Source organism: Eggerthella hominis (assembly GCF_014287365.1).
GTDB classification, from domain to species: Bacteria; Actinomycetota; Coriobacteriia; order Coriobacteriales; family Eggerthellaceae; genus Eggerthella; species Eggerthella guodeyinii.
Genome location: NZ_JACOOA010000008.1, coordinates 145166 through 159758, shown reverse-complemented (window position 1 = coordinate 159758; position 14593 = coordinate 145166). Strand labels below are relative to the sequence as shown.

The 14593-nt window shown below is 68.1% G+C and carries 12 protein-coding genes and 1 pseudogene; 11 read left to right on the top strand and 2 right to left on the bottom strand.

Annotation, left to right across the window (positions count from 1 at the left end; all coding sequences use genetic code 11):
* Positions 1–237: pseudogene (locus tag H8S61_RS15415) on the top strand (TorD/DmsD family molecular chaperone); the annotation flags it as partial.
* A 185-nt stretch (positions 238–422) separates the two neighbouring features.
* On the opposite strand, the gene H8S61_RS15410 reads toward H8S61_RS15415, so the two are convergent.
* Positions 423–1475, bottom strand: coding sequence for a lactonase family protein (locus tag H8S61_RS15410; RefSeq protein WP_366458577.1), 1053 nt, complete (start codon positions 1473–1475; stop codon positions 423–425).
* A gap of 345 nt (positions 1476–1820) precedes the next feature.
* On the opposite strand from H8S61_RS15410, the gene nrfD (H8S61_RS15405) reads away from it, so the two are divergent.
* From nrfD (H8S61_RS15405) to H8S61_RS15360, 10 genes are all read left to right on the top strand, one after another.
* Entirely contained in the window at positions 1821–2786 is a 966-nt protein-coding gene (nrfD, locus tag H8S61_RS15405) for an NrfD/PsrC family molybdoenzyme membrane anchor subunit (RefSeq protein WP_186939602.1), read from the top strand.
* Positions 2787–2799: 13 nt separating this feature from the next.
* Complete coding sequence (locus H8S61_RS15400) at positions 2800–3195, top strand: GntR family transcriptional regulator (RefSeq protein WP_160942985.1); 396 nt, start codon at positions 2800–2802, stop codon at positions 3193–3195.
* Positions 3196–3230: 35 nt separating this feature from the next.
* Positions 3231–4223, top strand: coding sequence for an SPFH domain-containing protein (locus tag H8S61_RS15395; RefSeq protein WP_186939601.1), 993 nt, complete (start codon positions 3231–3233; stop codon positions 4221–4223).
* A 371-nt stretch (positions 4224–4594) separates the two neighbouring features.
* Positions 4595–7093, top strand: a complete 2499-nt coding sequence (locus H8S61_RS15390) for a molybdopterin-containing oxidoreductase family protein (RefSeq protein WP_186939600.1) — start codon at positions 4595–4597, stop codon at positions 7091–7093.
* Positions 7093–7716, top strand: coding sequence for a 4Fe-4S dicluster domain-containing protein (locus tag H8S61_RS15385; RefSeq protein WP_154334964.1), 624 nt, complete (start codon positions 7093–7095; stop codon positions 7714–7716). Before H8S61_RS15390 ends, H8S61_RS15385 begins: the two co-directional genes overlap by 1 nt.
* Positions 7717–7728: 12 nt before the next feature.
* The gene (nrfD, locus tag H8S61_RS15380; RefSeq protein WP_186939599.1) at positions 7729–8955 is read left to right on the top strand and encodes an NrfD/PsrC family molybdoenzyme membrane anchor subunit; all 1227 of its coding nucleotides are present in this window, start codon (positions 7729–7731) and stop codon (positions 8953–8955) included.
* Between the two features lie 76 nt (positions 8956–9031).
* Positions 9032–9388 (top strand): hypothetical protein, encoded by a 357-nt coding sequence (locus tag H8S61_RS15375; RefSeq protein WP_186939598.1) that lies wholly within the window; start codon positions 9032–9034, stop codon positions 9386–9388.
* 15 nt (positions 9389–9403) lie between these two features.
* Positions 9404–9889: a DUF4405 domain-containing protein gene (locus H8S61_RS17790; protein ID WP_186939597.1), complete on the top strand. Its 486-nt coding sequence runs from the start codon at positions 9404–9406 to the stop codon at positions 9887–9889.
* The gene (locus tag H8S61_RS15365) at positions 9870–11156 is read left to right on the top strand and encodes a radical SAM protein (RefSeq protein WP_186939596.1); all 1287 of its coding nucleotides are present in this window, start codon (positions 9870–9872) and stop codon (positions 11154–11156) included. The genes H8S61_RS17790 and H8S61_RS15365 overlap by 20 nt, the downstream gene beginning before the upstream one ends.
* Positions 11157–11566: 410 nt before the next feature.
* Entirely contained in the window at positions 11567–12469 is a 903-nt protein-coding gene (locus H8S61_RS15360) for a DUF2156 domain-containing protein (RefSeq protein WP_186939595.1), read from the top strand.
* 310 nt (positions 12470–12779) lie between these two features.
* On the opposite strand, the gene H8S61_RS15355 is transcribed toward H8S61_RS15360, so the two are convergent.
* A complete protein-coding gene (locus H8S61_RS15355) occupies positions 12780–14378 on the bottom strand; it encodes a VgrG-related protein (protein ID WP_186939594.1) in 1599 nt (532 codons plus the stop codon).
* Between the last annotated feature and the right edge of the window lie 215 nt (positions 14379–14593).

Sequence of the window (14593 nt, the reverse complement as noted above, 5' to 3'; positions counted from 1 at the left end):
GCGGCCGAGTGCGAGCTGCTGTCCTACCTGGCCTCCCTGGCCGCCGGGGCCACGGCGCCGGCGGGCGCGCCCGAGGCCGCCGCCCTTCCCGGCGGCTCCCCCGGGGCCGCCTACGGGCGGTTCCTCTCCGGGCACGCCCGCGCCTGGATGCCCGCCTTCGCCGAGCGCCTCGCCGCCGAGGCCCGCCACCCCTTCTACCGCGCGGCCGCCGCCTACCTGGGCGCGCTCGTCGCCTGAGGGCGCCCCGCCCGCCGCGGGAAGTGGCAGAGATCGCGCCGAATGCGCGGATTTTCGTCGAGTTTCGTGCAACGCAAGATTCGCGACCTGGGGTTTTCTCCTTCCGAGCTCGGCTTGAACCGCCCGAATCAGCACATCCGGCGCGATCTCTGCCACTTTGGGGCCGCGCCGTTGACGCTGTCGGATCACGCATCCCACACGACGCAGGCGGGCTGCGGCACGCGCACGTGCGCGACGGCCCGCACCGCTCCGTCGGCGGCGTCGCGCTCGAACAGGCGCACGTCGTCGCTCGCAAGGTTGGCCACCGCCAGAAAGCGCCCGTCGGGCGATAGCGCGAAGTGCCGCGGCCCCCGACCGCCGCACCCGACGTCCCAGCGTCCGGCCGCCCGTCCCCGCTCGTCCACCTGGAACGCCGCCAACCGGTCGCTTCCGCGCACCGACGCGTACAGCTGCCGTCCGTCCGGCGCGAACGCGATATGGGCCGCCAGCGCATCGCCGTCCGGCGTCTGCGGAAGCGCCAGCTGCGCGACGGGCCGCCAATGCAAGCCGGCTTCGTCGAAGCGGAACAGCAGGACGTTGCATGCCAGCTCGTTCGCCAGCGCGGCCACCGGCAGCCGCGGGTGGTACGCCACCATGCGCGGCCCCGAGCCCGCCGCCACGCGCACCGTTTCCACGGGCTCCGGCGCGATCGCGCCGCACGCGTCCACCGGATAGATCACGAGCGCATCGATGCCGAGGTCGACGGCCACCAGCAGCCGCGTTCCCGGCACGAAGCTCAGCGAGTGCACGTGGGGTGCCTCTTGCCGGTCGTCGCGCAGGCCGCGGCCCTCGTGCCGCCGCGACGGCAGCCCCGCCACGAGCCGCCCGTCGTCCAGCAGCGCGCAGCAGCCGATGGAGCCGCTCAGGTAGTTCGCGCCGTACAGGCTGCACCCGCTCGGGTCGGGCAGTACGAAGCACGTGCCCGCATCGCGGGGCGCCGTGCATGCCCCGCGGCAGGTCAGCGAGCCGTTGGCCTCGATGGCGTAGGAGGCCATGCGCCCGCACGCGTCCAGCTCGTGGGCGGCGTAGAGGAAGGGCCCGCGCCGTGCGAGGTAGGAGGGGTTCGGCGCGCATCCGTCCGTGCGCACGACGCGCGCGATGCCGCGGTCGCCGTCGAAGGCGATCGTGGAGATGCCGCCTCGCTCGGCGTCGCCGGTGTACCCGCCTGCGAACAGCCGACGGAAGGCGCCCCCGCTCACGGACGCTCCTCGGCCGGCGGCCGCGCGCCGAGCGCGCCGCGCGAGCGCGGCGGTTCGCCGCCGCCGTGGGCGCGGCGCAGGTTCGTCCGTTTCGTCATGGGCCACCGCCTTCCTCGCGATGAAGATGTCGTCGAACGCCCAGTATGGCCGGGAAAGAAACCTCGCGCGATGCCGCGCGGCCATTGTGCGAGGGCCGTAAAACCCTCGGCACGCGGCCGTTTCCCCGCGCGCCCCTCCTTCCACATATGACACGTTGTCATATCGAACGCTCCCGTTTTGTGCGATACTGGCCCCAGCGTAAAAGCACTCGGGTGGTCGGGTGCGCGAACGGGCGAAGGAGGGGATGTGTTCAGCGTATTGGCGGTGGGCTATCTGTTCCTCGGCGGCGCGGGCGCGGGTGCTATCGCGGTCGCGTCGATCCTCGACCTCGCCTGGGTGAAAGCCCCGTTCGGCGCCGCGTCGCGCATCTCCATCGGCGAGGCGACGCCCCTCGAGCGCGTGGCGGCCTTCGGCCTGCTCGCCGGGTTCGCGGCGCTGGCGCTCGGCGTGCTGTGCCTCCTGTTCGACCTCGGGCGCATCGACCGCGTCGTCGCGCTGCTGCTGCGGCCCTCGCCGACGTTCCTCACCGTGGGCACGTACGCGCTGGCGGCCCTCGCGGCCTGCGCGGCGTTCCTCGCGGCGGTGCGGTTCGCCTACCTGCCGGGCGTCCCGCGCGGCGCGGTGCGCGCCGTCGAGGCGGTGGCGGCCGTCGTGGGCGTCGTGGTGATGCTGTACACGGGCCTGCTGCTGCAGAGTATGGGCGCGGTGGCCTTGTGGCGCTCGCCGCTCGTCCCGGCGCTGTTCGTGCTGTCGTCGCTTTCCTGCGGCATCGCGGTGCTGCTGCTCGCGGCGTTCTTCGCGCCGGCGGACGCGGCCGTGGCCCGGTTCGCGCACGCGCTCGCGCGCATCGACGCCGCCGTCATCGCCCTCGAGGCCGTGGCCGCGGCGCTGCTGGTGGCGCTCGCGCTCGGCGGCGACCATTCCACCGCGGCCGCGTCGGCCCAGCGCCTGACGAGCGGCGACCTCGCCGCGTGGTGGTGGGTGGGCTTCGCGCTGTGCGGGCTCGTCGTCCCGCTCGTCGTGGAGGTCGCGTTCGCCGCCCGCCGCGCGTCCGGCCACGCGCTGCGCACGGCGCTCGCCGTGGCGGCCGTGCTCGTGCTCGTGGGCGGGTTCAGCATGCGCGCCGCGCTCGCCGACGCCGGCGCCCACCGCGACCTCGAGCTCGAGGCGCCCCTGAACGACCCCGGCGCGATGGCGCGCTGGGCGAACTAGAAAGAGCAAACACGTGGCCCTGTTCGAGATAAACGAGAAAAGCAGCATCCCTATCTGGTTGCAGCTGAAGAACCGGTTCATCTACCTCATCACCTCGGGGTACTACAAGCCGGGCGACCAGCTGCCCACCGTGCGCGGCCTCGCCGCGGACGTCGAGGTGAACTACAACACGGTGAGCAAGGTGTACATGAGCCTCGAGCAGGACGGCTACATCCAGTCCAAACGCCGCCAGGGCGCGTTTGTCCTCGATGTGTCCGACAAGCCGGGCGTCAGCATCTCGTCCACGGCCGAGATCGTCACCCAGGAGTACCTCAAGCGCTGCTTCGAACTGGGCATGTCGCTGGAAGACGTGGAGCAGCAGTTCGCGCTCAGCATGAGCGAAGCGAAAGCCAAGCGGGCCGCCGGCTAAAGGCCGCGCGCCCGAACGCGAAGGGAGATCGTTCTATGAAACGCGATACGCAAAGGGGAGCCGCGTCGGCGAACGCGCCCGCCGGGTCCGCCACGGGCGCCGCGCCCGCCTACGCCGACGCTCGCGGCATGCCCGATGGCATCCGCTCGGTGACGAGCCGCAGCCGCGCGTCCCGCAATGGGGCCGTCGTGTTCGCCGTGGTGGTGTTCGTCGCGGCGTTCGGCATCGTGCTGGCGGTTGCGCAGGCGGCCTTCGGCGAGATCGGCCTCGTCGCCCTCGCGGCGGCGGTCGTGATCGCGTGGCTGGCGTCCTCGTCGGTGCACATCGTGCTGGAGTGGGAGAAGGCGGTGGTGCTGCGCTTCGGCAAGTTCAACCGCGTGGCGGGCCCCGGCATCGTGTTCACCTGGCCCATCGTCGAGTTCTACACGCTGCGCATCGACCAGCGCGTGGCCACCACGTACTTCGGCGCCGAGGAGACGCTCACGAGCGACCTCGTCCCCATCAACGTGGACGCCGTGCTGTTCTGGATGGTGTGGAACGCGAAGAGCGCCACCGTGGAAGTGGAGGACTACGCCTCGGCCGTGGCCTGGATCGCCCAGACGGCCATGCGCAAGGCCATCGGCTCCACCACCGTGTCCGAGGTGGCCACGCGCCGCGACCAGCTGGACGAGCTGCTGAAGGAGACCATCGAGGAGAAGCTCAACCCCTGGGGCATCACGATCATCGACGTGGAGATCCGCGACATCGTCGTGCCGAAGGAGCTGCAGGCCGCCATGGCCATGGAGGCCGTCGCCGAGCGCAAGCGCAACGCCCGCATGGTGCTGGCCGAGGCCGAGAAGGACATCTCGGAGATGCTCAAGGACGCCTCCGAGGTGTACGCCGGCGACGCCGACGCCATGAAGCTGCGCACGATGCACCTCGCCTACGAAAGCGTCGAGCAGTCGGGCGGCACCCTCGTCATCCCGAGCGCCTTCAGCGAGGGCTTCGTCGACAACGCGCCGGGGGAGGGAAGCCCGAGCAAGGGCTGATCCGCCGCGCCGCACGCGCGAAAACGGGGAAGAGAACGCGAAAGCGGCCTGCGAACGGTCGCTTTCGCGTATTCGGCGCAAGCTATGATCGGCGCAATCAGCAAAAGAATCCCCAGTACAAACTCTATATCCTAAAAATAGAATAATCGTCTGTCATATTCTGTCATACATCGTTATTGATAATCATAGTGACGTATGGCAGAATGCGGGACAGAAGGAATCGGCCGATTTCTGATATGAGGGGGACATCTCGGAAAACGCGCTCGTGCGCACCGACGCGCCGCGCAGCCGAAGGGGACAGCCGTTCGCGGAACGCTCACCTTCATCCGGACATCCCCTAGGCATTCTGCAGCAAGAATGGAGGAGGAGACATGTCGGAAACGAAGAGCCCGCACGGCGGACTCACGCGCAGGAGCTTCCTGAAGACGACCGGTGCCGTCGCAGGCGTCGCAGCCGTCGCGGGGACGGGTGCCGCCCTGACCGAGCTCGCGCCGAAGGCGTACGCGGAAGGAGCCGCCGCCGTCGATGGCGAGCAGGTGTTCCGCACGTCCTGCCGCGGCAACTGCGGCAGCCGGTGCCCGCAGGAAGTGGTCGTGCGCGAGGGCAAGGTCGTGCGCACCACCGCAGCGCAGCTGCCGGGCGATGACAACGTGCGCCGCCGTCTGTGCGTGAAGGGCTACACCCAGCCCCAACGCCTGTACGAGCCCGACCGTTTGAAGTACCCCATGAAGCGCGCCAGCTGGAGCCCCGAGAACCCGAACGGGGAAGCGCGCGGCAACGGCGACTGGGAGCGCATCAGCTGGGACGAGGCCATCGATATCGTGTCCACGCAGATCGGCACCATCATGGAGCAGCACGGCCCCTCGTCGGTGGCCCTGTGGACGTCCTACGGTTCCAACAACGTGCTGAACGGCACGTCCGCCGGCTTCATGTCGGTGGCCTACGGCCGCTTCATCACGTCCACCGGCATCACGGTGCTCGGAGCGAGCGCCGACTACGCCCAGCTCAAAACCCAGATGTCCGACCTCGCCGTCACGGGCAACGACTGCGCCGACATCGCCAACGCCAAAACCATCATGGCGTGGGGCGGCAACCCGGCCGAGGCCTACATCCACGACTGGCAGTTCGTGTGCCAGGCGCGCGAGAAGGGCGCCAAGCTCATCACCATCGATCCGCAGTTCACGGCATCGGCCATGCACTCGGACGTCTACGTCCCCATCCGCCCCGGCACCGACGGCGCGCTCATGCTGGGCATGGCGAACTACATCGTCGAGAACGGCCTGGTGGACGAGGACTTCATGAAGCAGAAGACCGTCTCGCCGCTGCTCATCAAGGAGGACGGCACGTACTTCCGCCTGAGCGACCTGGGCGTCGAGCCCACCGAGGGGCCCATCAACCCCTACACGGGCCAGCCGAGCGTCATCGACCCGAACGTCGTGTGGGACGCGGCGACGGACGGTCCCGTCGCGGCCGCCAAGGCCGCCGACCCGGTGCTGCTGGGCAGCTTCGAGCACGAGGGCGTGGCGGTGCAGACGGTGTACCAGAAGACGCTCGACTCCATCAAGGAATTCACGGTGGAGAAGGCCGCTGAGATCTGCGACCTGCCCGTCGAGACCGTCGAGATGCTGGCGAAGACCTACGCCACCGAGGGCCCCGTTGCCGTGCTCACGTACCAGGGCATCGGCCACCACGTGAACTCGCACCACAACTACAAGAACCTCTCGTTTATCGGCGCGCTCACCGGCAACGCGGGCAAGCCCGGCGCCATGCTGTTCCGCGCCTACGGCACGTCCATGCCCACGAACTCCGCCGAGTACATGCTGGGCAAGGTGGCGCTCAACATCTGCGGCATGTACCTGCCCCAGATCCTCGAGACGAAGCAGTGGGCCGGCAAAGACCTCGACATCCGCATGCTGTTCTGCACGAACGGCAACATGCTGTCCTGCGAGTCGGGCCGCGCGCAGCTGGTCGAGGCCGTGAAGAAGGTCGACTTCGTCGTGTGCGCCGACGTCAACCTCACCGACACGGCGCGCTACGCCGACGTGCTGCTGCCCGTCACGCACGCCTACGAGACCGAGGACTTCGACGGCGGCGGCTCCACGCCGTTCCCGACGTACTACCACAAGGTGATCGACCCGCTGTACGAGTGCAAGACCGACCTCGAGATCATGCGCCTCATCGCCGACAAGCTGGGCATGAGCCAGATCTACGCCAAGTCCGACGAGGAGTTCCTGCGCGCCATCATCGACACGCCGGCCAACATCGCGGGCGGCTGCGGCTACGACGACTTCCACAAGGACAAGCCCGTGAAGAACTACGCGTTCACGGAGAAGTCGCTGGTGGACACGTTCGCCAGCACGCCCACGCAGCGTCTGCAGTACTACATCGAGAAGCCGACGCCGCGCAACAACTTCGGCCAGGAGATCGCCGACTACGAGCGCCTGCCGCACTACGAGCACGCCAACGAGGCGTACTGGGAGAACCCGCTGCGCGAGAAGTACCCGCTCATGGGCTGCAGCGAGCACCCGAAGTACCACGTGCACTCGCAGTGCGCCCACACGCCGTGGCTGCGCGAGCTCGAGCCCGAGCCGCTGCTGAAGGTGAACGCCTCCGACGCCGCCGCGCGCGGCATCGAGCAGGGCGACTACGTGCGCGTGTACAACGACCACGGGTACGCCGTGCTCAAGGCGCGCGTGACCGAGGGCATCAAGCCGGGCGTCGTCTCCATCCCGCACGGGTGGCAGGCCGACCAGTTCGTCGAGGGCCACACGCAGGACCTCACGAACATCTTCATGAACGATTTCGTCTCGAACAGCGCGTTCTACGATTTCCTCTGCGAAGTCGAGAAGTACGAAGGGGGTGAGCGGTAATGGCCCATTACGGAATGGTCATCGACACGAAGCGGTGCGTAGGCTGCAATGCCTGCTCCATGGCGTGCAAGATGACGAACAACCTGCCCGACACGAACTGGTGGAGCCGCGTGCTCACCGAGGGCGGCGACGAGATCGACACGCCGGCCGGCATCTTCCCCGACGTGTCCATGCGCTACATCCCCGTCAGCTGCCAGCATTGCGAGAACCCGGCCTGCACGAAGGTGTGCCCCGTGGGCGCCACGTACAAGGATCCCGAGACGGGCGTCGTGCGCCAGGACTACGACAAGTGCATCGGCTGCCGCATGTGCATGGCGGCGTGCCCGTACACCGGTGTGCGCTCGTTCAACTGGGACGAGCCGAAGTACTCCACCGAGCACGCCATCGGCGACGCGGACATCGCGCCGCACCAGAAGCACACGGTGGAGAAGTGCACGTTCTGCTACCAGCGCCTCGCGCGCGGCGAAGTGCCCGCCTGCATGGACCTGTGCCCTGCCCGCGCGCGCCACTTCGGCGACCTTGACGACCCGGAGTCGGAGGTGTCGAAGCTCATCAAGGAGCGCTCGTACGAGCAGCTGCTGGCGAGCGAAGGCACGAAGCCGTCCGTGTACTACCTCGTGTAAGGGGGAGAGATCATGACTGAGAACGTATCGGCGGCCCAGCCCGCCAAGGCTCCTGCTGCCAAGTTCGGCGGCAAGGGGCTCACCATCGCCATCGCGGTGGCCGCGATCATCACGGTGGCGGGCCTGGCCCTGTGGGTGTTCCAGCTCACCGGCGGCATGGTGAACACCAACATGCGCAACCTCGACTCGTGGGGGCTCTACATCACGATGTTCATGTTCCTCGTGGGCCTGTCCGCCGGCGGCCTCATCATCTCGAGCGCGCCGCGCGTGTTCGGGGTGGAGGGCTTCGGCGGCATCTCGAAGATCGCCGTGTGGACGTCCATCTGCTGCACGGTGCTGGCCATCGGCTTCGTGGTGGTCGACCTCGGCCAACCGCTGCGCCTGTGGGAGCTGTTCGCCTACTCGAACCTCGGCTCGCCGCTGATGTGGGACATCATCGTGCTGGGCACGTACCTTATCCTGTCCATCGTGTACCTGTGGGCGATGCTGCGCTTCGAAGGCGGCAAGGGTTCCGCGACGGGCCTGCGCGTCGTGTCGGCCATCGCGCTCGTGTGCGCCGTGCTCGTGCACTCGGTGACGGCCTGGATCTTCGGCCTGCAGCAGGGGCGCGAGATGTGGCACACCGCGCTGCTCGGCCCCTGGTTCGTGTCGTCGGCCCTCGTGTGCGGCGTGGCCCTCGTGCTCGTCGTGGTCATCGCGCTGCGTCGCGCCGGCTATGTGCAGCTCGACCAGAAGCACGTCGTGAAGATGCTGAAGCTGTTGGGCGTGTTCGTGCTGGTGGACCTGTACTTCTTCGGCTGCGACCTGCTGACCGAGGGTTTTCCGGCCGGGTCGGGCGCCGACATCGTGGCCATGCTGACCACCGGCGCGCTGGCACCGTTCTTCTGGATCGAGGTGCTGGGCTGCGCCGCCACCGCCGTGATCGCCTTCGTGCCGAAGCTGCGCACGAACCCGCTCATCGTGGTCGCCGCGGTGCTGGCCATCGTGGGCATCTTCTGCAAGCGCGTGCAGCTGCTCGTGGGCGGCTTCCAGATCCCGAACCTCGATATGCCGGCCGTCGTGTCGGGCCCGGGGCTCACGGATGCGGGCGCGGCGCTGCAGAGCGCGGGCGGTGCGATGGTGTACTTCCCGTCGCCGCTCGAGTTCGGCGTCATGGTGGGCGTCGTCGGGTTGGGCGCGCTCCTGCTCCTGCTGGGGCTCAAGTTCCTGCCGTTGAAGCCCACCGAGCAGTCGCACTAGATTCTACGGCCGTCTTCGGCGGGGCGCTTTCCTCCAAGGGCGTCCCGCCGCGCGCGGTGAAGGGGCGGTACATGCGATGCTGAGAAAAACGGTCATCACCCTGGTGACGTTCTTCCTCGTGGGGGCCGTGGTGTTCGGCGCCGTGGCCGCCGCGAACCCCACCGTGGGGCTTCCCCGCGCCATCGAGCCCGATTCGGCCTGCCCGGCGGTGGGCTGCGCGTCGGGGTCGTGCCACGGCTTCGGCGACGTGCCCCAGCCCGACGGCGAGCACGAGATGGTGTGTCCCGAGGCGGGCTGCGCGAGCGTGGAATGCCATGCGTGGGACACGCTCTCGACGCGCTACTACCGGGCGTCCGACGCGAGCCTGAACCTGTGGATTCTGGCGCCGGTGGCCCTCGTCGGGCTGCTCATCCTGATCGTACGGAAGCTGTAAGGGGGCGATGACTGGGTGAAACGGACGCTTTTCATCGACGCTGCGGCGCTTCTCGTGTACGCGGCTGCGGCCCTTCCGGCGCTCACGGGCGTGCCCGTGCACGAATGGCTGGGCCTGGCGCTGCTGGTGCCGGTGCTCGTCCATTGCGTGCTGCATGCGGATTGGGTCGCGGCCACGCTGGCGCGGCTCGGCCGCGGGGCGGGTCCGGCGCGCGTGGGGCACCTGGCGCTCGACGCGGCGCTCCTCGTCGCGTTCATGATGGTGCTCGTGTCGGGCCTGGGCATTTCGGGCACCGTGCTGCAGGCGTTCGGCCTGTACGTGGACGGGTACTACGCGTGGGGCCCTCTGCACGCCATCGCGGCGAAGGCGTTGCTCGCCCTTTTGCTCGTTCACGTGGCCGTGCACGCGGGGTCGCTGTACAATCTTCTGAAACGACGCGGCACGCCGAAGGCGCCCGCGCACGACGACGGAGGTTTGAGCGATGAGCACCGATCCGCTTGAGGCGCGGCCCACGCTGCGCGCGTGGCTCGACGAGTACGCCGACATCGAGGCCGACTACCTGGCGCAGCTTGGCCGCTGGGGCATCCGCATCGCGCCGCGCGACGCCGACGCGGACGCCGTCCGCGCGGCGAAGGAGCGCCTGCGCGCGAAGGGCGCGCGCTTCCGCAACGGCGATGCCAGCATCGTGTGCGGCGGGCTGTCGTCGGCGTGCGTGGCCTGCACGGGCGGGCGGGGGAGCAAGACGTTCTTCCTGTCGCTCGCGTGCAACCGCTCCTGCTACTTCTGCTTCAACGCCAACCAGGCCGACTACGCCGACCACCTGCGCCTGAACGACGCATGGCGCGACGAGGTGGACGCGTTCGCCGCCGCGTGCGGCGGCGACGTCACGCACGTGGGGCTGACGGGCGGCGAGCCGCTGCTCCACGCCGACGAGGCCGTGGCGTTCTGCGCCTACGTCCACGAGCGTTTTCCCGACGCGCATATCCGGCTGTACACCGCCGGCGACTTCCTCGACGAGCCGCTGCTCGCGCGCCTGCGCGACGCGGGGCTCGCGGAGCTGCGCATGAGCATCAAGCTCGACGACGGCGAGGACGACATCGACGACGCGCTCGCGCGCCTGGCGCTCGCGACGCGCTTCATCCCCGACGTGATGGTGGAGATGCCCGTGGTCCCCGGCACGGGCGAGCGCATGCGCGCCCTCTTGCGCGAGCTCGACCGCCTGGGCGCGTTCGGCATCAACCTGCTGGAGTTCTGCTACCCCCTGGGCGCGTGGGACGAGTTCGAGCGCCGCGGCTTCGCGGTGAAGAACCCGCCGTTCCCCGTGCTGTACAACTACGGCTACGCCGGCGGCCTGCCGCTGGCGGGCAGCGAACTTCTGTGCCTCGAGCTGCTGGAATTCGCGCTCGACGAGGGGTTGTCGCTCGGCGTGCACTACTGCTCGCTCGAGAACAAGAACCGCGACCAGATCTGCCTGCAGAACGCTTCCCGCCCGCTCGACGGCGGCGTGTACGAACGCGACGAGCACGACTTCTTCCTCAAGACGATGAAGGTGTTCGACGGCGACGTGCCCCTCGTGCAGCGCGCGCTCGAGGCGTGCGGCGTCGGCGCGTTCGCGCTGGAGGACGACGGTCGCAGCTTGGCCTTCCACCCGCGCCACGTCGCAGCCGTGCAGGGCCTTCCCGTCGCGCTGTGCCGGTCGTACAACGTGCTGGAGGAGTCCGCCGACGGCACCGTCGTGCGCGAGCTGAAGCTCGAGCCGCTTCTCTAGTGGATGCGGGCGTCCCGTATTCGCGCCCTGCCTGGGTGCGCTTGTCGGGTAGCAGGCTCCCCTCTTTTCTGTGTCCTTGAGTTTTGCACCCTCGTGGCAGCCTTTTTCGCGTATAGCTCAGCGGGAGCACGGGAGAAACCCCTGGTGGGCTGAGTTCGGGCGAAGCGCGCTCTTCGCCGAAGCCTCTTGCGAGGGTACATAACTCGAGGATCGAGTGCCTTTCGCAAGGTTTTTGCGCCACGAGGGTGCAAAACTCAAGGACCGGTCGGTTCTTGCGGGTCGGTTCGTCCGCCTGCGCGCCGCGACCCCCCTCCTCCTCGCTTCGTTGCAGATCGGCAGCACCTGCGGCGCGCCCGCGATCTGTGCTATCCTTTCCGCTGCACGCAATCATTCGAGCGGAACGCAGGGCCATGGATTTCAGATCGCTCCACCTAGAGGACAAAGCCGCCGTCAACGAGGTGCTGCTGCCGCTCGGCCGCAACGACTCGGCGCTCGGGTTCGCCAACCTCTACTCGCTCACCGAGAAGTACGGCACCCAGATATGCCTCGAGGACGGCACGCTCTTCGTGCGCCAGCTCGAGCGCGTGCCGGGGGCGGTGGCGTACTACCCGCCGCTCGGCACGCAGGACATCGCTCGCGACGTGCGGAAACTCATGGACGAAGCGCGCGTCGAAGGCCACGAGCCGTGCCTCGTGGGCCTCTCGCCCGAGGAGCGCGAGCGGCTCGCCGCCGACCTGCCGGGCGCGTTCGAATTCTCCTCCGATCGCAATTTCGCCGACTACCTCTACCTCACCGACACCATCGCCGCCTACGAGGGCCCGGGCCTCGCGAAGAAGCGCCGCGAGACGAACAAGTTCTTCCAGCTGTACGGCCGCGAGGCGTCCTTCGAGCCCATCGTCCTCGACGGCATGGACGAGCTGCGCGCTTACCAGCAGGTGTGGTTCGAGACGAGCCGACGCCGCGGCACCGACGAGCATCCTCTCGAGCTCGAGCATCGCAAGATCCTGCTCGACATGGACCACTTCCGGGAACTCGATCTCGAAGGCATCCTCCTGCGCATCGGCGATACCGTCGAAGGGTACGCGTACGGAAGCATGCTGCCCGGCGGCGCGTTCGACGTCATGGTGCTCAAGGGCAACCTCGACTACCGGTTCGTGTGGCGCGCGCTGCTGCGCGAGCTGGCCCGCTTCTGCGTCGGCAAGGCGACCTACCTCAACCTCGAAGAGGATCTCGGTCTGCCCGGCCTGCGCGAGAACAAGATGAGCTACCAGCCCTGCGCCCTCATGGAGAAGTTCCAGGGCCGCCTGCTGTAGCGCCAGCGCGAAGCGAACCGCTGCCGAACGCGCGAATCGCCGAGTACCAGGCAATTTTTGCGTTTTGCGAACGCGCAGGGCCTCAGCGGGGCATTGCTCGCAGTATCGGACATCGCCGACCTGGGGCGATGTCCGGCCTCTCGTGCGCGTTCGCCGCCGATAACGCTCGAAAGCGCCTGAATCGTTCGCAAAACGCAAAAACTGCTTGCCGCATCGCGATGTGCGTGTCCGGAGGGCAGCAACGATCCCGAAACGCAAGAACGCCCCGGACCTGCCGGGGCGTTCGCATGCGATGGAGAAGGGCGGCGCGCTACTTGAGGATGCGCCGTGTGGCGAGCGCCGCGCCCGCAATGGCGGCCACGCCGGCCGACGCGAGCGCCACGCCCAGCGGCCCCTTCAGCGTGTCGTCGCCGGTTTGGGTGAGGCTCGAGGTTTTGGCCTCGCCGTTGGCCTGCTTGTTCTCGCTTGCCTGGTCGGTGCTTTCGGACTTGGGCAGGTCGCGCGGTTCCTGGGCGGCGGTCGAAGGCTCCTCGAGGGTGGTTTCCTCCTTGTCCACCACTTCCTTGGTGGGCTCCTCCTCCTTGGGGGCGTCGGAGCCGGTCGTGGTGTCGGGCGGCGTCGCAGTCTCCTCGGAGGGCGGCGTGGTATCCGGCTTGGTCCCTTCCTCGGGCTTCGGGTCCTCGGTCGGCGGGGTCGTCGTGCCCTCTTCCTTGTCGTCGGGCTTCACGACGTCGTTCGAGCCGCCTTGATCGGTGCCGTTGTCGGCGGGCGGGGTGGTGTCCTCGGGCTCCTGCGGCTCGTTCGACGGCTCATCCTCGGGTTCGTTCGACGGGTTGTCGTTGTCCGTCGGCGGGGTGGTGGTGTCCGGCGGCAGCGTGCCGTTGTCGGCGGGCGGGAGGGGCTCCTCGCCGGGCTCCTCCGGCTCCTCGGCCGCCGGCGGCTCCGGCTCGGTGGCGGATTGGCTGAGGATCTCCAGGTATCCCGCCTTCTCGTTCCGGTACCGGTTTTCCCAGCCCTCATGGTACTGCGGCTGCCCCTGGTAGAACTCGCCCACGTGCGCCACGACGTAGTCGCACAGCACGGTGACGAACTCCTCGTCGGTCATGTCGTTCGTCAGCCCGGCGCCGGGGTGGTTGTAGCTGTCGTAATAGGTGCCGTTCACGTACCCGTCGGACCAGCCGCCCACGAACTTGTGCCATCCCGACGTGCCGAACAGGTTCGCCAAGCCCCAGCAGAGGCTCTTCACGGCATCGGAGCGGTTCGAGATGTCGATGCCGCGGCCTGCGAGGTAGTTCTCGGCGGGCACGTAGTAGTTCTCGTACGCGTAGCTGTCCTGCAGCCCGGCGAACTCGGTGGGGTTGTTAGCGTAGGCGGTGTGCCACGAGTCGTTGAGTCGCTTGCCCACCTCGGTGAGCTCCCCGGCATCCTCGTCGTACAGGTCACCCGAGATGTCGGTGTTCGCCACCCATCCGAACATCGCGTACTTCGTGGAGTCGTAGTTGTAGCACGCCACGAGGAAGCTCTTGAGCACGTAGCGGTTGTCGAACTGGTAGTAGCCCATCGCGTGATAGCCGTCGCCCCAAGAGAGTCCCTGGTCGTAGTTCTGGTTGCTCTCGTACCGGGCGAAGTACTTCATCGTGTCGGAGAGGTTCACCGGCCCGAACGACGAGCGCGAAAGCGGGGATATCAGGGCGCGGGCGATCGACGCGCTGGCGCTGTCGGAATAGAAATCGGCCTTGTCGTACCCGGCCGGCTTGGCCGCGTCGCCCGAAGGGGCCGCGTCGGCGGAACCCGAGGCGCTGTCATCGGCCGGTGCTTCTTCGGCGAACGCCGCGCCCGGCAACAGGCCGCATGCGAGGGAGAGAGATACTCCCAAGGCGAGCGCCTTCGGAGTGTTGGATTGTCCCATGAGGACCTCCTTGTTCTTCAAGTATACTGCGTTTCAACTTCGTTCGTAGTGTGTTCGCGCGCCTGTAAGCGCTGGAACCTATAGTCTCGCATGCCGATTCGAGGGCCGCAGCTGAGATTGGGCGAATTCCACATCGTCGCAACGAACAAAACAAAAGTCTCTCCCTGGGAATTATGACGATGCAGATCCAAATTGCGCCGCGAATCGAAACTGGT

Bases quoted from the DNA above. Each gene is read 5' to 3' on its own strand.
- H8S61_RS15385 (WP_154334964.1), top strand. From the start codon at position 7,093: ATGGCCCATTACGGAATGGTCATCGACACGAAGCGGTGCGTAGGCTGC.
- H8S61_RS15355 (WP_186939594.1), bottom strand. From the start codon at position 14,378: ATGGGACAATCCAACACTCCGAAGGCGCTCGCCTTGGGAGTATCTCTC.
- H8S61_RS15390 (WP_186939600.1), top strand. From the start codon at position 4,595: ATGTCGGAAACGAAGAGCCCGCACGGCGGACTCACGCGCAGGAGCTTC.
- H8S61_RS15395 (WP_186939601.1), top strand. From the start codon at position 3,231: ATGAAACGCGATACGCAAAGGGGAGCCGCGTCGGCGAACGCGCCCGCC.
- H8S61_RS15365 (WP_186939596.1), top strand. From the start codon at position 9,870: ATGAGCACCGATCCGCTTGAGGCGCGGCCCACGCTGCGCGCGTGGCTC.
- H8S61_RS15360 (WP_186939595.1), top strand. From the start codon at position 11,567: ATGGATTTCAGATCGCTCCACCTAGAGGACAAAGCCGCCGTCAACGAG.
- nrfD (WP_186939599.1), top strand. From the start codon at position 7,729: ATGACTGAGAACGTATCGGCGGCCCAGCCCGCCAAGGCTCCTGCTGCC.
- H8S61_RS15375 (WP_186939598.1), top strand. From the start codon at position 9,032: ATGCTGAGAAAAACGGTCATCACCCTGGTGACGTTCTTCCTCGTGGGG.